At 72.1% G+C, this 23,068-nt stretch carries 13 protein-coding genes and 1 pseudogene; 7 read left to right on the forward strand and 7 right to left on the reverse strand.

Annotated elements, in window-relative coordinates:
• Nucleotides 1–44: 44 nt before the first annotated feature.
• Nucleotides 45–1,850 (forward strand): NHL domain-containing thioredoxin family protein, encoded by a 1,806-nt coding sequence (locus tag R2E43_RS38425; protein WP_332057066.1) that lies wholly within the window; start codon nt 45–47, stop codon nt 1,848–1,850.
• A 173-nt stretch (nt 1,851–2,023) separates the two neighbouring features.
• Nucleotides 2,024–2,575 carry an EF-hand domain-containing protein gene (locus tag R2E43_RS38430; RefSeq protein WP_319120005.1) on the forward strand — a complete coding sequence of 184 codons (552 nt, stop codon included), beginning with the start codon at nt 2,024–2,026 and terminating at the stop codon, nt 2,573–2,575.
• Nucleotides 2,576–2,624: 49 nt separating this feature from the next.
• Here R2E43_RS38430 and R2E43_RS38435 read toward each other — a convergent pair whose 3' ends face one another.
• From R2E43_RS38435 to R2E43_RS38445, 3 genes are read right to left on the reverse strand one after another with little or no spacing between them, the layout of a single operon-like run.
• Complete coding sequence (locus R2E43_RS38435) at nt 2,625–3,452, reverse strand: MerR family transcriptional regulator (RefSeq protein WP_093455278.1); 828 nt, start codon at nt 3,450–3,452, stop codon at nt 2,625–2,627.
• Between the two features lie 45 nt (nt 3,453–3,497).
• Nucleotides 3,498–3,818 carry a nuclear transport factor 2 family protein gene (locus tag R2E43_RS38440; protein ID WP_093455277.1) on the reverse strand — a complete coding sequence of 107 codons (321 nt, stop codon included), beginning with the start codon at nt 3,816–3,818 and terminating at the stop codon, nt 3,498–3,500.
• A gap of 30 nt (nt 3,819–3,848) precedes the next feature.
• The gene (locus tag R2E43_RS38445; RefSeq protein ID WP_332057067.1) at nt 3,849–4,622 is read right to left on the reverse strand and encodes an SDR family oxidoreductase; all 774 of its coding nucleotides are present in this window, start codon (nt 4,620–4,622) and stop codon (nt 3,849–3,851) included.
• 521 nt (nt 4,623–5,143) lie between these two features.
• Between R2E43_RS38445 and R2E43_RS38450 the strand changes: the two genes are divergently transcribed.
• Together R2E43_RS38450 and R2E43_RS38455 are read left to right on the forward strand one after the other, a co-directional pair.
• The gene (locus tag R2E43_RS38450; RefSeq protein ID WP_016324970.1) at nt 5,144–5,944 is read left to right on the forward strand and encodes a PTS sugar transporter subunit IIA; all 801 of its coding nucleotides are present in this window, start codon (nt 5,144–5,146) and stop codon (nt 5,942–5,944) included.
• 16 nt (nt 5,945–5,960) lie between these two features.
• A complete protein-coding gene (locus R2E43_RS38455; protein ID WP_003978740.1) occupies nt 5,961–7,511 on the forward strand; it encodes a PTS ascorbate transporter subunit IIC in 1,551 nt (516 codons plus the stop codon).
• A gap of 344 nt (nt 7,512–7,855) precedes the next feature.
• Here R2E43_RS38455 and R2E43_RS38460 read toward each other — a convergent pair whose 3' ends face one another.
• Nucleotides 7,856–8,575 (reverse strand): alpha/beta fold hydrolase, encoded by a 720-nt coding sequence (locus tag R2E43_RS38460; RefSeq protein ID WP_011026874.1) that lies wholly within the window; start codon nt 8,573–8,575, stop codon nt 7,856–7,858.
• 276 nt (nt 8,576–8,851) lie between these two features.
• On the opposite strand from R2E43_RS38460, the gene R2E43_RS38465 reads away from it, so the two are divergent.
• Nucleotides 8,852–9,157, forward strand: a complete 306-nt coding sequence (locus R2E43_RS38465) for a hypothetical protein (RefSeq protein WP_332057068.1) — start codon at nt 8,852–8,854, stop codon at nt 9,155–9,157.
• A gap of 807 nt (nt 9,158–9,964) precedes the next feature.
• Entirely contained in the window at nt 9,965–10,345 is a 381-nt protein-coding gene (locus R2E43_RS38470) for a hypothetical protein (RefSeq protein WP_193484155.1), read from the forward strand.
• A gap of 122 nt (nt 10,346–10,467) precedes the next feature.
• Here R2E43_RS38470 and R2E43_RS38475 read toward each other — a convergent pair.
• Nucleotides 10,468–13,227, reverse strand: a pseudogene (locus R2E43_RS38475) (helix-turn-helix transcriptional regulator).
• Nucleotides 13,228–13,513: 286 nt separating this feature from the next.
• On the opposite strand from R2E43_RS38475, the gene R2E43_RS38480 reads away from it, so the two are divergent.
• The gene (locus R2E43_RS38480) at nt 13,514–14,359 is read left to right on the forward strand and encodes an endonuclease/exonuclease/phosphatase family protein (protein WP_332057069.1); all 846 of its coding nucleotides are present in this window, start codon (nt 13,514–13,516) and stop codon (nt 14,357–14,359) included.
• A gap of 238 nt (nt 14,360–14,597) precedes the next feature.
• Here the strand turns inward: R2E43_RS38480 and R2E43_RS38485 are convergent, their stop codons facing one another.
• Nucleotides 14,598–15,512: an MBL fold metallo-hydrolase gene (locus R2E43_RS38485; protein ID WP_265700944.1), complete on the reverse strand. Its 915-nt coding sequence runs from the start codon at nt 15,510–15,512 to the stop codon at nt 14,598–14,600.
• A gap of 804 nt (nt 15,513–16,316) precedes the next feature.
• Nucleotides 16,317–23,039 carry a beta-ketoacyl synthase N-terminal-like domain-containing protein gene (locus R2E43_RS38490; RefSeq protein WP_332057070.1) on the reverse strand — a complete coding sequence of 2,241 codons (6,723 nt, stop codon included), beginning with the start codon at nt 23,037–23,039 and terminating at the stop codon, nt 16,317–16,319.
• Between the last annotated feature and the right edge of the window lie 29 nt (nt 23,040–23,068).

Genomic DNA, 23,068 nt, shown 5'->3' on the forward strand with positions numbered 1-23,068 from the left:
CGCACGCTCCCGGTCGTGGGCGGGCGGTGTGATTGGCTCGAACCATGGTGAAGCATGCACGGGTCCGCGCCCCCGAGCTGGTGGGCAGGGGCGGTTGGATCAACACCGGTGACCGGGAGCTGAGTCTCGCGGCGCTTCGCGGACGGATCGTGGTCCTCGACTTCTGGACGTTCTGCTGCGTCAACTGCCTGCACGCCCTTGACGAACTGCGCGAGCTGGAGGAGAGGCACAGGGACACCGTGGTGATCGTGGGTGTGCACTCGCCCAAGTTCACGCACGAGGCCGAACACCGCGCCGTCCTGGACGCCGTCGAGCGCTACGGCGTCGAGCATCCCGTCCTGGACGACCCGGAGCGGGTCACGTGGCGGCAGTACGCCGTACGCGCCTGGCCCACCCTCGCCGTGATCGACCCCGAGGGCTACGTCGTCGCCCAGTACACGGGCGAGGGACACGCACACGCCATCCAGCGGCTGGTCGAGGAACTGGAGGCCCGGCACACGGTCAAGGGCACCTTGCGGCGCGGCGACGCCCCGTACGTGGCGCCGGAACCGGAGCCGACGACCCTGCGCTTCCCCGGCAAGGCCGTGTCACTGCCCTCCGGTACGTTCCTGGTCAGCGACACCACCCGGCACCAGCTGGTGGAGCTCGCCGAGGACGGGGAGAGCCCCGTGCGGCGGATCGGCAGCGGGCGACGGGGCTTCACGGACGGCCCGGCCGACAGGGCCGAGTTCAGCGAGCCGCAGGGACTCGCCCTGCTCGGCGACGGCTCGGTCGTCGTCGCCGACACCGTGAACCACGCCCTGCGCCGGTACGAGCCCGGCACCGGCGAGGTCACCACCCTGGCCGGGACCGGCAGGCAGCACAGACCGGGCGAGCCCAGCCGCGGAGCCGCCCGTGCCGTGAGCCTCTCCTCGCCCTGGGACGTCGCCCTGTGGAACGACCGGGTGTGGATCGCCATGGCCGGGGTGCACCAGCTCTGGGCCTACGATCCGCGGGACGGGAGTGTCACCGTCACCGCCGGGACCGGCAACGAGGGGCTGGTCGACGGGCCCGGCCCCGAGGCCTGGTTCGCACAGCCGTCGGGGCTGTCCGCGACGGACGACCGGCTCTGGGTGGCCGACTCGGAGACCTCCGCCCTGCGCTGGGTGGACCTCGACGGCACGGTCCGCACGGCGGTGGGCACCGGACTCTTCGACTTCGGACACCGCGACGGGCCCGCCGCCCGGGCACTGCTCCAGCATCCCCTGGGCGTCGCGGCCCTGCCGGACGGCTCGGTGGTCGTCGCCGACACCTACAACCACGCTCTCCGCCGCTACACACCGCCCACCGGTGAGGTGAGCACGCTGGCGACCGACCTGCGCGAGCCGAGCGACGCCGTGGTCGTCGGCGGCGACGTCCTGGTCGTCGAGTCGGCCCGGCACCGGCTGACCCGGCTACGGCTGCCGCACGACGCCCTGGGCACCGGGTCCGGCGAGGCTGTACTGCGGGGGACGACCGAGGCGGCGCCGGGCACCCTGCGCCTGGAAGTGGCCTTCCGGGCGCCCGCCGGTCAGAAGCTGGACCAGCGCTACGGGCCCGCGACACGGCTCCTGGTCTCCGCCACCCCGCCCGGACTGCTGCGTGCGGGCGAGGGCGCGGGCACCGACCTGTCCCGCTCCCTCGATCTCGACCCGTCGGTGCCCGAGGGCATGCTGCACGTCTCCGCGACGGCCGCGTCCTGCGACGACGACCCGGATGTCCCGTACCCGGCATGCCACGTGCACCAGAAGGACTGGAAGATCCCGGTCCGTCTCGTCGAGGGAGCGAGCGACCGGCTTCCGCTCGTCCTGACCGGCGTCGACACAGCCTGACCGGTCGGTGTCCGGCGGCCTGGCGGAGGGCGCGACACGCGTTCAAACCGGCGCTCGGCGCACGGGCAGAGCGCTCGGCGGCGCCGCTGTGACACCTCGCGCTCTCACACGCCGTTGGGGGACCGGCGCGCGCGGACAGCATCCTTTCAGCACCGCGAGAGAAGGGGCTTGTGATGGCCAGTGAGTTTCAGCGGACCAAGCTGCAGGACATGTTCAACGCCTTCGACGTGAACGGCGACGGCTGTCTGGAGGAGGAGGACTTCGCTGCCCTCGCGTCCCGTTGGGGCCGACTGCCCCGCGTGCGGGCGGACGGCGAACTGGCCGCGCGGGTGGAGGAGGTGTTGCTGGGATGGTGGCAGCACCTCTCGCAGACCGTCGACACGGACAACGACGGCAGGATCGACATGGACGACCTCCTTGCCATGGTCGACCGGCTGCCCACCATGCAGGATGCCGTGGCCGCCACCGCCGACACGGTCTTCGACGCGGTGGACGAGAACGGTGACGGCCGCATCTCGAGGAACGAGCACCAGCGGCTGATCGACCTGTGGCACGGGCAGGGGATCACGACCGGAGACGCGTTCGACCGTCTGGACCAGGATGCCGACGGCCACCTCAGCCGGTCCGAGTTCGCCGCGCTGTGGATCCAGTTCTGGATCAGTGACGACCCCGACGAGCCGGGCAACTACGTGTGCGGGCCCGTCGCCGGCCACTCCCTCCGCTGACCCGCGGCCCCGGCCGGCCGGGGCCGCGGACGGCACCGTCCATCGCGGGTCAGCCGTTCTCCGGAGCGATCAGCCACGCCACGAGGGTGCGCCACAGCTCGGGCCGGTCGGTGTCGCGCGGCCCCACGAGGTAGACCTCCTCGACGAGATCCTGCGAGCGCAGGTCGTTGCGGGCGGCGAAGGAACCCACGGCGCCGTAGGTCAGGTCGAGGTCGTCGTGCCGTCCCTGATGGGTGGCGACCGCGGCCGTACGCCGCGGCAGGTGCAGCTCGCGCACCCTGCCCGGCATTTCCGGTGGCAGCGGTGCTTCGAAGGGAACGTACACGGTGGCGCGGCCATGGCCTTCGGTGAACAGGGTGTGCTCGTACCGACCGCCAGGTGGGAGGACCGAGCGCTCTCCGGCTGCCGAGTCCACGTCACGCATGGCTTCGTCGTACCAGTCGAGGCCCGCTCCCTCCGGTACGTCGAGGGTCACCGCCAGGACGCGCCGAGCGGGGAGTTCCTCCAGCGTCACCGCCCGCTCCGCCTCCGGGTCGAGGAGTTCCCGGAGCACTTCGACGGCCCGCTGGGTGCGGCCGAGCCGGTCCTCGAGCCTGCGGAGGTGGGCCGCGACGACCTGCTGTGCGGTGCCGTCGTCCGGCCCGTCCGCGGACTCGGCGGCGAGGAACCGCCGCAGATCCGCCAGTGGGAGGTCCAGGTCACGGAAGCGCCTGACGGTCAGCGCCGGCCGGATCTGCGCGGGGGAGTAGTAGCGGTAGCCGGTGTCCGGATCGACCTCGGCGGGGACGAGCAGGTCCTGCTCGTGGTACCGGCGGAGCATGCGGATGCTCAGGTGCGTGATGCGGGAGAACTCCCCGATCGTCAGTCTGTCCGCCATGGTGCGCTCCTCCTCGTGGGCGGTCCGTCGTCCGGTCGCGCGTGGTCAGGGGGTGATGGTCAGCACCGTGATCTTCCCCCGTGCGTCGCGCTCGAAGGCGAAGCGGAGGGTGACCGGGCTGCCGGGGAAGTCTCCGGAGATCTGCGCGACGGCTCGGCAGTCGGCAGGGGTGCCGGTCACCTCCAGCAGGTCGTAGTCGACGTTCGGCGTCTCCTCGCGCCACCGGCGCACTTGCGCGAGTCCTCTCAGGCTGCGCCCGTCGTCGTGCACGGCGGCGTCGTCGCGGAACAGACCGAGGTAGCGCTCGCGGTCGGGACCCGTCGCCGCTGCGACGTACTCCTCGACGAAGGCACGGATGTCCTGCACGGTTGTCTCCCATGTCGTGACGGTGAAGGTTCACACGGTGCGGATGGTGCCGCCGTCGACCACGTGCTCGGATCCGGTGATGCCACTGGCCCGGTCCGAGACCAGGAACGCGATCGTCTCGGCCACCTCTTCGGGCTCCGCGGGCCGTCCCAGGGGGATGCCGCCCAGTACCCGCATCAGCTCGCCGAGCGCGGCCTCGCGAGTGATGCGGCTCTCGCTCATCCGGCGTGCCAGCAGAGCCTCGGCGCCGTCGGTGCGGATGAAGCCGGGAGCGACCGAGTTGACCCGGACACCCGCCGGGGCCACCTCGTTGGCGAGACCCTTGCTGTACGTGGTCAGAGCACTCTTGGCCGCGGCATAGGCCAGGGTCGAGTCGTGCAGTGGCATCCGGCGCTGGATGGAGGTCACGTGCACGATCGCGCCCGAACCACGAGCCACCATGCCGGGGACGATCGCGCGGTCGAGCCGGACCGCGGGCAGAAGGTTGAGTGACAGTTCCTGCGCCCACCGCTCGTCGTCGAGCGCCGCGTATCCACCGGCCGGAGAGCGGGAGCCGCCCACGACATGCACCAGGATGTCCGGCACGCCGACCAGTTCGGCCACGGCCTCGGACGACGCCTTGACACCCTCGGGTGTGCTCAGGTCGGCGGGCACGAAGACCACGTCGGCCGTCGCCGGAGCCGTGCGGGCGATGGAGACGACCCTCGCCCCCGCCTCCCGCAGCAGCCGTGCCGTCGCCAGCCCGGCTCCCTTGCTGCCGCCGGCCACCACGGTGACGCGTTCGTCGAGATCATTGCTGTTCATGTCCGCCAGCGTGGGGCCTCTCCCGGGGGGAGACTCAAGCCCGGCAGCGGCCTGCCTCCGATCCCGGCGAGGCGTCGGCACGGTCCCGGGTTCTGGTCGGGGCGTCAGGTAGTGGACCTCTCCCCGATGTTCCGGGAGAACGCCGGAGCGGACGCGCGCGAGGCCTGCTCCACGATGGGCGCGGTCACGGAGGCCAGAGCTGGTCCGGGATCGAACGGCTTCCGTGTCGAGGTGGGCGACCGCGACGGTTCCGGTGCGTCCGCAGGCACGCCTCGCGCGCCTTCGCCCGGGCGGACGCCGACGACTCACCGGAGTCGCTCCCGGTGTCCACTTCATGCGGCATCCCGACGGCGCGTCCATTCCTGGTCGTCGACCGTTTTCCTGTTTCCGGACGGCGAGACGCACCTCACACCTTACCGGCGTCACATATCAGGTCACGGATGGTCAAGTAGGGGTGTAACGGCGGAACAGTCATGAGCTGGAACCGACCGGCTTACGCCCACGAAGGAGGTTCCACTGTCATGAGCGCACTCACCGACCTTCTGTCGGTCGACGGCATCCGGCTCGACGTAGAAGCGGAGGACTGGAGGTCCGCCGTTCGCGCGTCCGGGCAGGTGCTGGTCGACGAGGGCATCAGTACGGCCGAGTACACCGAGGCGATGATACGGAACGTAGAGGAGAACGGCCCGTACATAGTGATCGCCCCGGGGTTCGCCCTGGCCCACACCCGCCCCTTCGACGCGGTGCTGAAGACCGGCATGTCCTGGGTGAGGCTGGCCTCCCCCGTGGTCTTCGGTCACGAGACCAATGATCCGGTGCAACTCGTCGTGGCGCTGGCCGCCGTCGACTCGAAGGCGCACACGGCGGCGCTGGCGGCGCTGGCGAAGGTACTCGCCGACGGCGACAACGTCCGCGCCCTTCAGCAGGCGACGAGCCCCGAGGAAGTGCTGCGGGTGCTCAAGGGTGAGCCAACCGGCACCGGCGGCCCTGGCGGCTCGCGGGCCACCTCGGCCAAGGACGCCGCTCCGGCCCTGTCGGAGCAGAAGATCCTCACGGTCTGCGGCAACGGCGTGGGAACCAGTCTGTTCCTGAAGAACACCCTGGAGCAGGTCCTGGACCGCTGGGGGTGGTCCCGTCAGGTGTCGGTGGAGGCCACCGACACCATCTCCGCCAAGGGGAAGGCGTCGGAAGCCGTCGCCATCCTCACCTCTCAGGAGATAGCCAGAACGCTGGGTGACGTCGGCATCCCTGTGAAGGTCGTCCGCGACTTCAGCAGCACCACCGAGGTCGACGCGGTCCTGCGCGACACCTACGACGTGTGACGAGGAAGAACCTGTCATGGACTGGGTCATAGACACAGCGAAGTTTCTCGTCAACGAGATACTCAGCCAGCCCGCCTACCTGATAGGCATCATCACCGCGGTGGGCCTGGCAGCTCTGAAGAAGTCCGTCGGGCAGACGGTCGGCGGCGCCATCAAGGCGACCCTGGGCCTGCTGCTGGTCGGGGCAGGCGCGGGGCTGGTCAGCTCGTCCCTGGATCCGCTGGGCCGGATGATCCAGGGCACCACCGGCACCCACGGCGTGATTCCGACCAACGAGGCCATCGTCGGCATCGCGCAGAGCGAGTTCGGTGCCCGGGTCGCCTGGCTGATGATCCTCGGGTTCCTGGTCAGCCTGGCCCTGGCCCGGTTCACGCCGCTGCGCTACGTGTTCCTCACCGGCCACCACATGCTGTTCATGGCGACGCTGCTGACCATCGTCATGGCCACCGCCGGGCAGGGCTCGGTCGCGGTGGTACTCGGCGGCGGCGTGCTGCTGGGCATCCTGCTGGTCGCCCTCCCGGCCTTCGCGCATCCCTGGACGAAGAAGGTCACCGGCAACGACACTCTGGCCATCGGCCACTTCGGCACCGCCGGCTACATCGTGTCCGGCGCCACGGGGCAGCTCGTGGGCAAGAACAGTCGCAGCACGGAGGAGATGAAGCTGCCCGAGGGACTGCGCTTCCTGCGTGACTCCATGGTCGCCACCGCCCTGTCGATGGTCCTCATCTACCTGGTGATGTCCCTGCTGTTCCTGGCCAAGGTCGGCCAGGACGCGGCGTTCAAGGCGTTCGCCGGCAGTGGCGGCGACCCGGCGGCCGACGTGGGCAACTACCTCATGCAGTCGGTGATGCAGGGCCTGCAGTTCGGTATCGGCGTCGCGGTCATCCTCTTCGGTGTCCGCACCATCCTCGGCGAACTGGTGCCCGCCTTCCAGGGCATCGCGGGCCGTGTGGTGCCCGGTGCCAAGCCGGCCCTGGACGCCCCGATCGTCTTCCCGTACGCGCAGAACGCCGTACTGATCGGATTCATCTTCAGCTTCCTGGGCGGCCTGACGGGTCTGGCGGCGCTCATCTGGGTGTTCAACCCGGCCTTCGGGCTGGCCCTGGTGCTGCCCGGCCTGGTGCCGCACTTCTTCACCGGCGGCGCGGCCGGCGTCTACGGCAACGCCACCGGCGGACGCCGCGGCGCCGCGGTGGGCTCCTTCCTCAACGGTCTGCTGATCACGTTCCTGCCGGCGATCCTGCTCAAGGCGCTCGGCTCGTTCGGAGAGGCCAACACGACCTTCGGCGACGCCGACTTCGGCTGGTTCGGTGCCGTACTCGGCAGCATCGGCAAGCTCGACGGAACCGCGGGTCTGATCGGCATGCTGATCTTCGGTCTGCTCATCCTGGCCGGTGCCTGGCTCATGCAGACGAAGGTCGTCGACCGAGGCTGGATCCCGGGCGGTGGCATCACCGCCGCCCCCGCGGAAGCGGCCGCCGTCGTTCCCGCGCAGGCTGCGGGGACGGCGACGTACGCGAAGATCGCCCCACCGCGTGGCGCTCCCGCACCACCACCCGCTCCCTGAGCGGCCGTTGACGGCCGGCCGGTGGGTGGCGTGCCATGGTCGGCCGGCGTGATGCCGGTGCCGGCGAGGCGCCGGCCGAGGCAACGGGCGAATCTCGGCGGACAGCCGGCTCTGTCGACTCCGGGAACGCGGGACGGCCGGCCGCGAGTCGGCGGCCGGCCGTCGAGGAGTGCGATGAGGTGTGACCTATCCGGCGCCCTTCGGACCGCGAGCGACACCTCGGACACGTCGAGCGGACGGTCCCAAGTCGCTGAGCAGCCCCCTCACTCGCCGTTTCGCCCGTCGGGCGGCCGGGGGCTCTCCCGGCCGACCGCCCGACGGTGCTCTGTGTGAGCGTCGGACCCTCAGGCGGTGGCCTGTGCCGCCTCGTTGACGAGGCGCGCGACATCGCCGGGACGCGAGACGCTGACCGCGTGCGAGGAGGTCAGGCTCATGACCGTTGCGTCCGCACGTTCGGCCATGAAGAGCTGGGTCTGCGCCGGGATGTTGCGGTCCTCGGTGGCCACGAGAACCCACGAGGGGATGTCCTTCCACGCCGCGGCCGAGGCGCCCTCACCCAGCGCGGCATCGGTCACGGGCCGCTGGATGGCTGCCATGACCGCGGTGGTCTCGGCGGGAACGTCGGCGGCGAACTGCTGATGGAACGCGCTCTGCTCGATGTAGAGGTCCGCGGCCTGGCTTCCGTCGAGCAGCGTGACGGGCACCGGCCGGAGCACGTCTGCGAGTGTGCTGCCGGGGAACTTGCCGGACAGTGCGATGGCGCTCTCGCCCACTTCGGGCAGGAAGGCCGCGGCGAAGACGAGCGCCCTGACGTTGCCCAGTCCCTTCGCCGCGACGCTCATGACCGAGCCGCCGTAGGAGTGGCCCGCCAGGACCACGGGGCCGTCGATGGCGGCCACCAGTTCCCTCACGTGCGCGGCGTCGCTGGTCAGGCCGCGCAGCGGATTGCTCGCGGACACCACCCTGTAGTCATGGGACTGGAGCCGTTCCACCACGCCGTTCCAGCTGGACGAGTCCGCGAAGGCGCCGTGGACGAGCACGACGGTGGGCTTCCCTGATGTCATCGGGTTGACCTTTCCCTTGTCCGCGCGAGGACGACGGCACTCATGGCGCGTCCCCGCGGGTGAATGTTCCGGAACATCCTTTTCACCCCAAGAGACCGCACGAAGGCTTGATGTGTGACGCCGCGACTGCCGCCTGGAATCCCGGAGGGACCTTGTCACAGACGAGGTCCATGATCGGTCCGTACAGTGACTCCGAGTGGGACGGGTGGCACTGTGCGTTTGGCTCTTTTGGTTTCCCGCGCGTCAGGGAGGGCGCGCGCGGCACACCGAGCCGCGATGGCTCTCCGCGCGACGGTGCGGGGCCGGGCACCGCGCCCGGAAGCCCGGGGCGGCAGCATCACACCGGGACCGGGTTGGCAGCACGTGGGCGGTCCGTTCCTCGGCCGGGCCCACTGTCTCACCGCGCTGGCGGCCTACCGGGCCCACGACCCGGGGCGCGAGTACCGGTACGGCACAGACGGCGCGGGCTCCTGGAACGTGTACCTCGAGGCTCTCCCGACGTACGGGCCTGACGGCACCGGCACCTCGTCCGCCGGGCGGGGCCGCCCGGCCCTCCGGATCGTCCGTCCCGATGAGCACTGACCGACGGCCGTGACGACAGTTCCCGGCCCGCAGCTCACTCCCTCCGGCCGACCCCCCCCGGGGGCTACGGAACCGCCACGGTCGGCCCACCCCGGGGCCACGGACCTGCCAGGGGCCCTCACGTATCGGCCTACGGCATTCCAAGGGCGCCACAGGAGGACGCGGGGTGTGCACTGGGAGAAAGAAAGGGCGGAGTGAGGCGATCCGCCGGTCGGCACTGCAAACGCCCCGTGTCTCTCAAGAGGGACGGTAACCAATCCAAGGGGTAGACCAGAAACGGCGCCGTCGGATCAGCCTGCGGAACTCCCGCCCCACCAGAAGCATGGACTCAGGCTTCGCATCCGGTAGCCGCGCCCGCCACCGCGCCGGTCGTGCCACATGCCCTGGTTCCGGCCGGCCCCACCACATGCTGGTAGCGGGAGCAGCACGGGCTGGGTATGCCGGTGCTGACGTCACCCGGCTGAACGGGAGACATCGAGCGCAGGCACACTCCGGGGCGACCCCACCGGCAAGCCTGGCCCGAGTCACCAGCCCGCCAGACGACACGAACGCGTGCTCCATGAATGCCGCACCGTCGGCGCACCCCAGCGGCTCCTGTCCGCCCTTCGTGGCGTCCGGGACCAGACCACCGGGGCCGGGGCGGCTGCCGGTCCCCATGGGGCTGCCCGTGCACCGTCCGCACCACGGGGCCGTCACAAAACGAGGGGCCGTCCAGTCAAACAGGGTGAAGAGACCACCGACCAGTGCGTCGCTGATCCCACGCCGGGACCTCCCGGCTTACGACGCAGCCGGAACGGAGACGAGATCATGCTGCTCGAGATGGACCCTCCCGGTCTTGAGACCATTCCCGGTGCCGAGCTCGCGGACCGGACCCGCCCGATGGACGACGGCGCCCGGCAGACCGTGAACGGGCCGAGCACGGGCAGCCGTGCCGACGGCGCCCAGTCGGTGACGTGGCTGATCGGAGTGCCGTTCCGTGCTCAGGGTTCCCGCCTCGTCTGGATGTACTACGTGGTGGACGGGGCCGGCGACGACCTGCACGCGGTGCAGACGGCGATGGAACGTGCCTACAGCGCGGAGGAGAGGCGGGCCCGCGGAGATGCGGGCGCGGCGACGGAGCCCCTCAAGATCCAGCGGATCCTGCGGGACGCGATAGGCCGCGTCACTCTGAACGCCTGCCAGTCGTGACCCACGACTGGCGTGGTCTCACCCACGAACGCCCAACGGCTCCGGGAGCCGTCCCCCAGTGATCCCATGGTCGGACCCCAGCCTCCGCAGGAAGCAGCCGTCCAGGATCCGCCGGTCGGTGCCTAGGCCGGGGCAGGCGCCAAGGGGCGGTCACCCAGGGAGGACCGCAGCTGCCTGCGTGAGGTGATGCCGAGTTTGGCGAACACCTTGCGCAGATGCCATTCCACGGTGTGCGGGCTGATGAACAGCTCGGCGCCGATCTCGGCGTTGGTGAGCCCGTCCCGGGCGAGGTGGGCTATCTGCGTCTCCTGAGCGGTGAGCGCGGTCGGGGCGGCGGCAGGCCGGCCGACCGTCCGCTCACCGAGAGCGTGCAGCTCCCGGCCGCTGCGCTGGGCGAACGCACCGGCGCCGAAGCCGGTGAACATGGCGTGCGCCGTCCGCAGCTGGGCGCGAGCGTCCTCGCGCCGGTTCTCCCTGCGCAGCCATTCGCCGTAGACCAGGTGTGCCCGGGCCAGCTCCGTCCTGACGCGGGTGCGGGCGAGCCGCTCGATCGCCTCCCGGTAGAGCGTCTCCGCCGCCGTGCCCGTGCCGAGCAGGGCCCGCGCGCGTGCCTGGACGCCCAGAGCCCAGTCCGTGCCGGCCCCGCGGGTGGCCTCGTCGAGCCGGTCGAGGGCGTCGACGGCCGTGTCGCGGTCCCCGCTGCGGACCGCGGCCTCCACCAGCTCACAGAGCCCCCAGTTGACGGCCGCCAGATCCTTGGTGTGGGCGGCGGCCTGGTCAGCGGCCTGGCGTGCTCGCTCGTACTTGCCCGCGCCGTTGCAGAGCACCGCCCGGGCCCATTGCGCGATGCTCACACCGATCCCCTCGCCGCGTGCTGCGGAGTCCTCCAGGCTGCTCCGGATCAGCTGCTCGGCATGGGGCCCGTCGCCTTTCAGGGCCGCCAGGGTCAGGGCGCCGTACGGTGCCAGGTCGCCGCCGGCCGCCTCCAGCACCGTCGGAATCTCGGCGGTCAGCAACGACGCCGCGTCGAGCGCACCGGCGAAGAGGTCGACGAGAACCTGCGAGTTCAGGGCGAGCGGAAGCTCGCTCAGGGCTCCGGTGGCCCGGGCGGTCCGTACGTGTCGCGCCGCCAGTGCCGCCCAGCCCTCGTCGTCCCACATGTCGGCGGCGACGGCCGAGGTGAGCCAGGACCAGCGCAGTACCTCGCCCGCGTCCGGTTCCACCAGCAGCCGGCCCACAGCCCGCTTCGCGAGCGGCAGGGCATCGCGGTACCCCGTCCCGAACCGTACCGCCAGAGTTCTCAGGAGCAGGTCCGCGGTGCGTGGCCCCTCCGTTTCGGGCAGCGCCTCCCGCGCGGCTCGGGCCACCGCGCCGACATCGGCGTCGGCGGACAGCCGGCCGGCGAACATCGCGGCCGAGATTGCGTCGAGGAAGGTCTCGCGGGCGAGTGCCGCATCCAGGGGGACCAGGCCACGGGCGGCGGACAGCAGGGGAGCGGTCTGACTGACACGACTCGAGGCGAAGGCGATCTGCGCGCGCAACAGGTGTGCGCGGGCCTGGTCGAACTCGGACAGAGGGCCCCCTTCCGCCATGGTCAGCAGCTTGCGCGCGGCGTCGGGCGCGCCCGCCCGGAGCTTGGCCGAGGCGGCGGCCACCGCCCGTGCCGCCCGGACCCTCGGCTCCGGCGTCAACGTGGCCGCGTACGCCAGGAGGGTCGCCGCCGCGGCGACGCCCCCGCGCGACTGCGCCCGGACGGCCGAGGTCTGCAACTCCGCGGCGACAGCCTCGTCGGGGGCCAGGGTGGCCCAGGCCAGGTGCCAGGCCCGGCGGTCCGGGTCGAGGGCCCGGTCGGTCACATCCGCGAGGGCGCGATGAGTCTCCTGCCGCTCCAGCAGCCCGGCCGACCGGTAGACGGCCGAGCGCAGGAGCGGGTGCCGGAAGCGCACCAGAGCACCGATGTCGATCATGCCGGCCTCTTCCGCGGGAGCTGTCGCACCGGGTTCGATGCCCAGCTGCCGTGCCGCCCGCCTGAGCAGCACGGCGTCCCCGATGGGCTCGGCGGCGGCAACCAGCAGCAGTCTGCGCGTGGCGACCGGAAGCGAGCTCACCTGCCGCAGGAAACTCTGCTCGATGCGGTCGGCCGTCGGCGCCGGGGCCGGTGGGCCGAAGCTCTCGGCCGTCTCCGTCGCCGTCAGGCCGCGCGGCAGCTCCAGCAGGGCGAGCGGATTGCCCCGCGCTTCGTCGAGGATGCGGTCGCGGATGCGGTCGTCGAGCTCGCCGCGCAACGCCCCGTCCAGCAGGGCGCGGGCCTCGGCGTCCTCCAGACCCTTCAGCACAAGCTCTGGCAGACCGGCAAGCGGCGCCTGCCCCGGCGGTTCGCGGGTGGCGAGAACGAGGGCGACCGGCTCGGCCAGCAGCCGTCGCGCGACGAAGCCCAGGGTCTACGCGGAGACCTCGTCGAACCATTGCGCGTCGTCCACCAGGCAGAACAGGGGGTCCTCGTTGGCCGCATCGCTCAGCAGACTGAGTACCGCCAGACCGACCAGGAAGCGGTCCGGCGGGGGGCCCGAACTCAAGCCGAAGGCCGTGGCCAGGGCTTCGCTCTGAGGATCGGGGAGTCTGTCGAGATGTCCGAGGAAGGGGGCGCACAGCTGATGCAGACCGGCGAAAGGGAGCTCCATCTCGGACTCCACCCCGGCCACCCGTACGACCCGGTGCCGGGAGATTCGCTCGGCGTAGTGATCCAGCAGGGCGGATTTCCCGATGCCCGGCTCACCGCGTACGACCAGGACGGCGCTGCGTTCGGACGTCACCGTGCCCGTCAACCGGTCGAGCGCGTCGCACTCACCGAGACGGCCGCGCAACCGCAACTTTCTCACCATAAGCATCGCCCCTTGCGCGATTTTATCCAAAACCGGCAGAAAGGGACAACGAGGCACCTTGGGTCGAAGTTCCGCCAGGGACGGAACAGAGCGCCGGCCGACCCGTAGAGCGTGACCGTGGTCGACACAGTCGAGGTGATCACGGAGTCGAGGGCGGCACTCACCGGTGTAAGCGGTGGAAGACCGTTGCCGGCGAAGCCACTGATCTTCATGCTGCGGTCGACGGCACGTCGACGGACGGATTCATGATCCCCCTGGTCAGTGAACTTGCACCAGGAGGCCTTCCATGTTCCGCCGGACCCTGCCCGTCCTCGCCGCCGCCGTCGGGCTCGCCGCCGCAGCCGCCGGTCCCGCCACTGCTGACGACGTCCCCGCCGACCGGCTGCCCGGCCACCGTGTCCTGGACGTCATGACGTTCAACATCCATCACGCCCAGGGCACCGACGACGTCCTCGACCTGCCGCGCGTGGCGAACGTCATCCGGAAGAGCGGCGCAGATGTGGTCGGCCTCCAGGAGGTCGACAAGCACTACTCGGCGCGCAGCGACTGGGCGGACCAGCCGGCGGAGTTGGCGGAGTTGCTGGGTTACCACGTCGTCTTCGGCGCCAACATCGACAACAGCCCGCCCGCGCCCGGCGGCCACCGCGTGCAGTACGGCACCGCGATCCTTTCGCGCTACCCCATCACCGCCTCGGACAACACCTGGCTGTACAAGTCGCCGGGCCAGGAACAGCGCGGTCTGCTGCATGCCACGCTCGACGTCCACGGCAGGAAGGTGGAGTTCTACAACACGCATCTGGCCGCCGGCTCACAGGCCGACCGCCTGCAGCAGACGGCTCAGGTGGTGGATCTGATCGGCACGAGGAAGCCGGGGATCCTTGTGGGCGATTTCAACGCGCTGCCGGCCGCTCCCGAGTCGCAGCCGCTGCAGAATGCGTACACCGATGCGTGGGCCAAGTCCCTGCACGCGCGTGGGGACGGGGCAACCTACCCCGCTCAGTCGCCGACTGAGCGCATCGATCTCATCTACGCGACCCGCAGGGTGACGCCCCTGGTCGCTCAGGTCCTCAAGGACGACCCGGCGGCCTCGGACCACCGTCCGCTCCTCAGCAAGGTGCTCGTCAAGCCGTAGGGGCATCTCGCGGAGGAACCGTCCGGTGCACGGCACGATCACCGGGCACCGGACGAAGGGTCGTCGTGATCAGGGACGTGGTCGTCCTTGTGGACACCCATGCGCGATGGACGGGCCGCCCCGACGCGCGTTGCCGCAACGCGGGGTCGGCCACCGCTTCGTCTTCACCCGGACCGGACCCTCGGCCTCCGCCCCGCCCAGGCCCTCGGGCTGACGGAACCGGCAGCGCCGCCGAGGCTCAGTAGTCCCAGACCGTCGGCACGAAACGGAAGGCGTTGCCGGCGGTCGCCACGTGGCAGACGGACGGGAACGGCAGGTGGCTGGCCATCAGATGCTCACCGCTCGCCGCCATCTCCTTCAGCAGAGCCATCCGGACCCGAGCCGACTCCTCGGGGTCGTGTTCGAAGCCGTTGTACCAGCCGGGCTGGTCGAACCCGCACTGGAACACAGCGTCACCGGCGAACGTCAGCCGCTCTCCGCCCGATTCCAGGCGGACGATGCTGTGACCGGGAGTGTGACCGCCGGTGCGCTCGATCCGTACGCCGGGCGCCACCTCGAACTCGGTCTCGAAGGGGCGCAACTGGCCGCGGTAGACATCCAGGAACCGCGCGGCGGTCGTGACGAGCGTCTCGGGCACCGGCGCCGGCATGGCGGTGCGGGAGAAGTCCGGCGCCTGCCAGAACTCGGCCTCGGCGGCGGCCAGATGGACCCGGAGGTCCTTGCGCAGTCGGCCCCTCAGGCCCTCGACGAGCAGCCCCCCGATGTGGTCCATGTGCAAGTGGGTGAGCACCACGTCGGTCACGGACGCGGGATCGATCCCGGCGGCGTCCAGCCGCATGGCCAACTGCCCGGCCCGGGGAAAGCCCGGGAACTCCGTACCCAGCCCGGAGTCGATGAGGATGGTCCGGTCCCCACTCCGGACCACGGAAACGTTCAGCGGGTAGTCGATCACCTCGGGCGGCAGGAAGTTGTCACGGAGCCAGGCCGACAGCTCGGCCTTGTCGGCATTGGTGGCCAGCGTCGCAGGGTTGATCGCCAGCACCCCGTCGCTGATCACCGTGACATCGATGTCGCCGACCTTCAGCGCGTAGCGCGACGGAACTGCCTCGTCCCTCACCGGTGCGTCCGGGCGTGCGGCGTTGATCTGGTTCATGTGGTCGTCCTCTGGAAAGCGTCGACGGGAGTCATCGACGAAGTGACGAGGTCACTTCGTCCTACTCTCTCCAAGACAAGGCAAGATCAATGCCTGTGACGACCCATCACATGACCTACACGATCGTGTGAAACTCACCCCAGCCACCACACGTCATGATCACATATGCGTTGTGGGCGGAACGTCAGGGAACGTCGCCGCCGCCCGCGCCGTCCCGCATGCACGACGCTGCGGTTGGCCCTCAGTCGGTCGGCAGGACCGCTTCCGCGTACAGCAGGACGTCCCGCGAGACGCCTCGAGGCACGAGGTCGACCCAGACCGGTTCGCCCAAGCTCATGCGGTGGCGGAATCCGTACTGCGGCCACGAGTGGCAGGAGACACCGTCCCACCGGGAGCAAGGCCGGCGACTGCGCTCCCGCCCGGGCATATGCACGGTGGGGAGGCATCCCCCTGTGGACTGGCGTGGGTAGGTTTGCCGGAACCCCACATCTACCTCTCCACCGCCCCCAAGTCGATCGCCGTCCGCTGCGGCTTCAACGCAGCCAACCGAGCAGCCCGGCGCACCGGCGCACTCCTGGCACCCGCCCCCATCCGACGCGGAGAGCTGAACGGCCATCAGAGCTTCAACCCTCCGCGCCGGCAGCCTGCATCGCGGCGAGGCGCCGGTCGACCAGCCCCACCCAGAACGCGTCACCGCCGGGGCAGGGGGGAAGGCGACCTGCCCGGCGCGAACCGGCACCGCGGCGGCCAGCACGGCGGTCGTACGGGCCTGGCGGCCGACCTCGCGCTGGAGGGCCGAGCAGATCACCGCACGGGCGGGGGGCCCGACACCACCCGCATCCCCAGCCCCCGCACCCGGTAGATGCACGTGTCGTCGCCCCACAGCGTCGCGTCCGCAACGGCATAGGGCCCGCGTGCGTCCGTACCGGTCTCCACGATGTCCATGTCCACCCGGATCAGCCGGTTGGCGGGGGTGATCTGGCCCCGGTAGGTCCACACCGTCTCCCGGCCGGGCAGCACCGGTTCGAACCGGGGGTGGGCGATCCCGTCCGCCGCGCCGCCTTCGATCAGGTGGTACTGGAGCAGCTGGCACATGGCCTCGACCCCCAGGGAACCGGGCTGCACCGGGTCCTGGAAGAAGTGGGCCCGGAAGAACCAGGCGTCCGGGTGCACGTCCTTCTCCGACCGCAGTCGGCCGAGACCCGCGGTTCCGCCCTCCGGCCAGGAGCCCGTGACCCGGTCCAGCATCAGCAGCATGCGGCCCGGCAGGCGCGGCTCCCCGGCGCAGTAGCGGGCGGGGCGGGCGGTCAGGTCGACCACTCGGTTGCAGGGCTCGTCGAGACGGGCGCGCTCCTCGGCCGGGACCGGCAGCCCCTGCTGGTCGTCGAACGCCGACCGGGGGAAGTAGCCGAAGACCGTGGTGAGTTCGGCGAGGGGCGCGTCGTCGGCCGTGCACACCACCCGGAACGACTCGATGATCATGTCCCCGCTGCGCGAGACACGGGTCAGTTCGGCCCGGGTGCGGATCGTTCGCGTCCCGGCGGTGACCTCGCCGGTGACCGTCTTCACTCCGTCCAGATTGCGGAACAGCAGATCCTGCTCGCTGGTCGTCGCGCTGCCGGCGTACGAGGCCAGCCACCCGCAGGGCTGCAGCGCGACCTCCATGAGGACCGCGAGCGGCATGCACCGGGACGGGTTCTGCTCGAAGTACCACGCCCGTTCCGGTACGTCGTACTCGGCGACGACGACGCTGCCCTCTCGCATGCCGCCCTGGACGCCGTCCACCGAGACGATGCGGCTCATGAAGTGGTAGGGCGGCCCGGGGAGCCTTGCGACCCTGCGAGTGCCGTCGAAGGGCTCGTACATGGTGCCGAACGCCTCGCTGGGCCTGCCCCAGGCGCATGCCAGCAACGACGCGTAGTCGAAGCGGAATCCGTCGGCCGCGACGGCCACCGCCTTTGCCTCCCGGTGCCCGGACAGCCCGCCGAGCCGTGGCGGCGGCACTGGCGCTCCGTCCTCCTGCACGGCGGGCGGGCCCGAGTCCCGCCACTGCGACAACGGCCAGTCGGGCACCAGCCGGAGTGCCATGCCGCGCCCCAGGAACGCCTTCCTGCCGTCCACCGACCCGAGGACATCGGCGTGGAGCGTCGGCACCGGCCCGGCCGAGACACCCCGGACGAACAGCTCGTAGACGATCCTCCGGGACTCCGGGGTCGCCTGGCCCCGGCACTTGGTCCGGGACGGCTGGGTGTCGACCGGTTCGAAACGCCAGCCGTCCCGGTCGACGGTGTGGCCCGAGGCCGTCAGATAGAAGGCCATGGCCTGGAGACCGCCCTGGAGCATCAGGGTGCCCGGCATGCAGGGGTCGTTCTTGAAGTGGCCGGTGAAGAACCAGTCGTCCGGGGACACCGCCGTCTCGGCGCGCAGATACCCCCGGCCCCACGGTCCGCCGACGGGGTCGAACACCGTGACCTCGTCCAGCAGACGCAGCCGCTCCCCGTCGAGCAGGGGAGTCCGCACATGGGCTGCCGTCGCCTCCCAGCCCTGCCCGAAGCACTCCGCGGGCGACCCCTGCGCCAGGGCCCGCACCCGGTCCGTGCCGAAGTGGCTCCGCTCGCAGCGTACGGCCGGAGGGTCGAACGGAAGGTCGTCGCCGGGAGCGTGCTCGGCCGGGTCCCAGCGCACCCCGCCGCTGGTGGCCAGTTCGGCCGGGGTGAAGAAGCCGGCTTGGCCCTCGCGGACGCTGAGCCGCAACTCGCCGTCCACGTAGCAGTCGTAGTGGAAGAAGGCCAGCCGGACCCCGCCCGCCTCGGCGTGGCCGTCCACATGGATCTCGAAGCACAGGGTGTCGCCGGGGCGGGGCGGGCCGCCATGGAACGTCACCTCGCAGCCGAGCAGGCGGTAGGCGCGCTCGCCCCGGTTGAGCAGGTCCGCCCCCAGCCAGCTGAGCAGCAGCAGATCGGCCTGTCCCGCCTCGATCAGCACGCCGGCCGGCATGCGTCCCGTCGCGTCCAGGTACCAGCTGTCGGTCAGGACGTCGGTCTCCGTCCAGATCCGCCCGTCCGTGCGGACCGGCCCCGGCAGGACGAGCGCCGCGGGCACCGCGTCGATGGCGGTGACCCGGTCGGCGAAGAGCATGGGTGGTCCGGGCATCCGGGTCTGCACCGCGTACCGGTCCTGCTCGGCGAAGCGCGGACCGAACAGCGTGGAGATCTCCCCGGAGGCGAGGTGCTCCAACTGGGCCCGATCGAACACCGGCTTCGCCCCCGGGACGGGGACCGCAGCCGGAGCCGTGCCGGGGCGCGGGGCCGGTACCGGGCCCCGCGGCCGCACGGGGACGGGCGGGGCGCACGGCGGTCGTACGGGGAGGGCGGCGGACGCCGGAACGGAGGCAACGCCCCCCGGGGGCAGGGAAACCGCCGCGCGTCCGGCGTCCGCCCTGCCGCCCGCCGTCAGCGCCGTGACGGCCAGCGCGGACACATGCAGGAACCGCCGGTGGGCCTCCGCGTGCGCGGCCATGATCTCCTCGTGCACCAGGGCGGCCCGCCGGCTCTGCCGGGCGACCGTGCCCGCGACCCCCGGCGACCCCGGCGCCGGGGACGCCGGGTCGGACAGCCGGGCCACCGGCCCCACCGCGGCGGCGGGCCCGGCGGCAACCGGGGCACCGGGCCGTTCCCCGGGAGCGGGCCGCTCCGCCGGCACCGGCGCCAGCTCGGGGGCCCGGGGCAGAACGGTCACGGCGGGCTCGAGGGGCGGCAGGCAGGGCGTGAGGGGTACGGCAACGGTGACGGCTGGTCCGGGGGCTGGGAGACCGGTGGCGGCCTCCTCGAGCCGGGCGGTCAACGCGTCGGCCCGCACCGGCACCCCGGCCACCACGAGTTCGCCGACGGCCAGGCACAGATTCCGCAGCCCGGTGTCGTCCGGGGCGTCCAGCGCGACGGCCACGAACTCCCGGTCCCCGAGGACCCGCTTGATCCAGCCGGTGCACAGCTTCCGGGGCCCGTGCTCCACGAAGACGCGGACACCGTCCGCCCACGCCCGCTCGATCGTCGCCGCGAAGTCGATCGTGCCCAGACCCTGAGCGGTGAGCGCTTCGGCGGCCCGCTCAGTCGTCGGACGGTACGCCCGGCCGGTGGCCCCGCTGTAGAACCGGACCCCCGGCACCTCGACCGTGGGGCGGCGGTGGGCCTCGCGCCACACCTCGCGGACCTCCGCCAACTCCGGGGCGTGGGCAGCCATGTCGTAGTCCAGCTCGATGGCCCGGTCCACGCCCAGCCGGGTGACCACGGCCGCGCATGCCTTGGACTCGCCGCCGACGACGCAGACCCCCGGCGCGTTCACCGCCATCAGATGGACCGCCCGCTCCCCGGCGAGCTCTGCGCGGACGGCCTCCAGAGGCGCGGCGACCAGATAGCTCGACCAGCGGTCGCCGCCGATTCCGCGCTGCCGCCAGTAGCGCCGCACCGCCCGCAGCTCACCCGTGAGCTCCGTGGTGAACAGCCCGCTCTCCCGCGTCGCCTCGTACAGCCCCGAGGCGTCCGGCCACGCGCCCAGCGCGACCAGTGCCGTCGACTCGCCCGAGGAGTAGCCGATCGCGGCGTCCGGCCGCAGGCCCAGCACCTCACGGCTGAACACGGTGTGGAAGACCGCCAGTTCGGCGACGGACCAGATCTGGTCGAGCACGCCGGGCCCCCTCCCGGAGCGCAGCCGCGTCCCGATCGCCCGGTGCCCCGCACGGACGCTCTCGCCCAGCGCCGGGCACGCCAGCGTCAGCGCGTGGCCCATCCCGGGGTACGCGGCCGAGCCGTTGGTGTACACGAAGGCGGTCTCGCCGCCGACCGGCGCGTCCCGGTACAGGACATCCGCCGGGCGGGCCCCGCCCTCCGCCAGCCAGCGACGGGCCGCTTCGCGGCGCTCCGCCCAGGCGGTGCCGCCGTCCGCCACGAGAGCCAGCCGGGCCGGGCCCGCCGAGGACTCGGTCCCGGCCTCCAGTGCGGCCAGCACCTGAGCGCGGTCCGCCCCGGAGAAGACGCGCAGGCGCGGGGCGGGTCCCGGCAGCCACGGCCGGGGATCCCCGGCGCGCAGCCGGACGCTCATGGCCGGCCCCTCAACCGGTACGGCGACGGCCCGCGCGGTGTGGGTGACGGCCGTCGTGTCGGCGGACGCGTCGGGGCGGGGGACCACGCGGTGCTGGAGCGAGAGCGCCGCGACGGCGACGGACACCAGCCCGGACGCCGCATGGGCGCGCCCGAAGGCGGAGGCCGGATCGAATCCCGCGTCCGGGCCGTCGCCGATGACCATGTCGGGTTCGCCGCCGGCTTCCTCGTCCAGCACCGCGACGACGGTGTCCCCGTCCCGGCGGGCGGCGTCCAGCAGCTTGAGGACCACGACGACCGCCGCGTCACCGGGCTCCACGCCGGGAGCGGACTCCCGCACGGCGGCCCGGTGGACCGCTTCGCAGGACAGGTCGGTGGCGCCGACGAGTGCGGCGTCGACCTCCCCCGACCGCAGGGCGCGGGCCGCGGCCTCCAGCGCCACCAGCCCGGACGCCTCCTCGGCGGACACCGTGAAACTCGGTCCCGCCAGGTCCAGTTGGGTGCTGATGCGGTTCGCCGCCAGGTTCGGCATGCTGCCCACCACCCCCTCCGCCGTCATGGGCGGGGTGAAGGCGTCCCGGGCGAGGTCCGCCGACGCCGCGGTGACGGGCACACCCGACTCCTCCAGCCAGTGGGGAATCCGCCAGCGCGCGCCCGCCCGGGCCACCTCCGGGTCCACGCCGGTACCGATGACCACCATGGTCCGCTCCCGGGGCAGGTTCACCGTCCGGGCGGCCTCCCGGGCGGCCTCCAGCACCAGGAGCTGATGGCGTACGGTCCGCTCCAGGGCCAGCGGGGGGAAGCACAGGCCCGTCAGCTGCACGGCGATCTCCGCGACCGGGCCGCGCCGTTCACCGCCCAGCACCGCCCGGCGGAGGTCCTCGACCGACGTTCCCTCCCCGACCCGCGCCCCGATGGCGACGATCGCCACGGGTACCGCGCATGCCCCGGGCGTACGGTCGCCCGGCGCACCGCTGTCGGCCGCCGCGGCCGGGGTGTCCGGCGCGTCGGGTCCCGGCACCGGGTCCTGGGGTGCCCCGTCCGCCGGTGCGGCCCGCCGCGCGGTGGGCCGCGGTCCGTACGCCGGCCGGGGCACGGAGGGCGGGGGAGCGTCGTCCGGGTCGTCGAGGAGCAGGTGGGCGTTGGTCCCGCCGAACCCGAACGCGCTGACCGCCGCCCTGCGGGGTCCCGCCCACTGCTCCGCCGTGTCCAGCACGCGCAGCGGCGTGCCCGACAGGGCGTCCAGCGGCCGGCGCGCGCCGAGTGTCGCCGGGCGCACCCCGGCGCGCATCGCACCCAGCACCTTCAGCAGGCCCGCCACGCCCGCCGAGGCCAGCAGATGCCCGATGTTCGACTTCGCCGAACCGATCGGCACGTCGTCGGAGGCCCCGAAGACCCGGGCCATGCCCCGTGCCTCCACCGCGTCGCCGACCGGGGTTCCCGTCGCATGGCACTCGACGAGCGACACCGACTCGGGTGCGACGCCCGCCACCTCGTACGCCAGGCGCATCGCCCGCACCTGGCCCTCCTCGGACGGGCTGATCAGACCGGACCCCCGCCCGTCGTTGGACAGCCCCACCCCGCGGATCACGCCGAACACGGGGAGCCCCGCCGCGCGGGCGTCGGAGAGCCGCGTCAGGGCGACGAACCCGGCGCCCTCACCGTGCACCAGCCCGTCGGCGTCCCGGTCGAAGGGGCGGCTGCGCCCCGTGCGGCTCGTCGCGGACAGCCCGCAGAACCCCACGTGCAGGTAGAGAGGGTCGGGCCGGCTGGCCGCACCGGCCACCATCAGGTCGGCCGTGCCGTCGTGCAGGCGGTCGCACGCCAGCTTGATCGCGTACAGCGAGGAGGCGCAGGCCGCGTCGAGGGACCACGCCCCGGCCCCGAGCCCGAGCGCGCGGGCCGCGAGCAGGGCCGGGAGGCCGGAGGAGAAGCGGTTGCGGGCATCGGGGCGGGGGTGGCGTCCACCCGTCAGCAGCGCTTCGCGGAGCTGAGGGCGCTGCGCCGACAGCCAGACGTGTTCGGCGAAGGCCGCCCCGGTGGGGGTGGGGTACGACAGGTTGCCCAGGATCAGCCCGCCGCGCCGCAGCGGTGTGGTGCGGCCCGCTTCCGTGAGTGCCTGCCGTACCCCGTAGAGCACCCAGTGGAAGAGCGGGTCCAGCGTCGCGATCCGCTCCGGGGGGAGGAGGAAGCCTTCCGGGTCGAAGACGGATTCGAATCCCTCGACGTACCCCCCGATGTCGGTCCAGGTGCGGTCGAGGTGGTCGTCCACCGTGCCCATGACCCGGTGGCGCGGCAGCCGCCACCGGCCTTCCCGGGCCGCCGTCAGACTCGTACGCCCGGCGGCGACGTTCTCCCAGAACCCGTCCGGGTCCAGTGCGCCGGGCAGGACACAGCCCCGGCCGACGATGGCGATCGGTTCGAAACGCATGCGGGTCTCACTTCACGGCGGGTTCGGAC

It is taken from the genome of Streptomyces violaceoruber (genome assembly GCF_033406955.1).
Taxonomy (GTDB): domain Bacteria; phylum Actinomycetota; class Actinomycetes; order Streptomycetales; family Streptomycetaceae; genus Streptomyces; species Streptomyces violaceoruber.

What these genes read in the sequence shown, in the direction of transcription:
- R2E43_RS38490 (WP_332057070.1), bottom strand. Translation starts at nt 23,039, where the DNA reads ATGCGTTTCGAACCGATCGCCATCGTCGGCCGGGGCTGTGTCCTGCCC.
- R2E43_RS38430 (WP_319120005.1), top strand. Translation starts at nt 2,024, where the DNA reads ATGGCCAGTGAGTTTCAGCGGACCAAGCTGCAGGACATGTTCAACGCC.
- R2E43_RS38435 (WP_093455278.1), bottom strand. Translation starts at nt 3,452, where the DNA reads ATGGCGGACAGACTGACGATCGGGGAGTTCTCCCGCATCACGCACCTG.
- R2E43_RS38470 (WP_193484155.1), top strand. Translation starts at nt 9,965, where the DNA reads ATGCTGCTCGAGATGGACCCTCCCGGTCTTGAGACCATTCCCGGTGCC.
- R2E43_RS38445 (WP_332057067.1), bottom strand. Translation starts at nt 4,622, where the DNA reads ATGAACAGCAATGATCTCGACGAACGCGTCACCGTGGTGGCCGGCGGC.
- R2E43_RS38465 (WP_332057068.1), top strand. Translation starts at nt 8,852, where the DNA reads ATGGCTCTCCGCGCGACGGTGCGGGGCCGGGCACCGCGCCCGGAAGCC.
- R2E43_RS38460 (WP_011026874.1), bottom strand. Translation starts at nt 8,575, where the DNA reads ATGACATCAGGGAAGCCCACCGTCGTGCTCGTCCACGGCGCCTTCGCG.
- R2E43_RS38450 (WP_016324970.1), top strand. Translation starts at nt 5,144, where the DNA reads ATGAGCGCACTCACCGACCTTCTGTCGGTCGACGGCATCCGGCTCGAC.
- R2E43_RS38455 (WP_003978740.1), top strand. Translation starts at nt 5,961, where the DNA reads ATGGACTGGGTCATAGACACAGCGAAGTTTCTCGTCAACGAGATACTC.
- R2E43_RS38485 (WP_265700944.1), bottom strand. Translation starts at nt 15,512, where the DNA reads ATGAACCAGATCAACGCCGCACGCCCGGACGCACCGGTGAGGGACGAG.
- R2E43_RS38425 (WP_332057066.1), top strand. Translation starts at nt 45, where the DNA reads ATGGTGAAGCATGCACGGGTCCGCGCCCCCGAGCTGGTGGGCAGGGGC.
- R2E43_RS38480 (WP_332057069.1), top strand. Translation starts at nt 13,514, where the DNA reads ATGTTCCGCCGGACCCTGCCCGTCCTCGCCGCCGCCGTCGGGCTCGCC.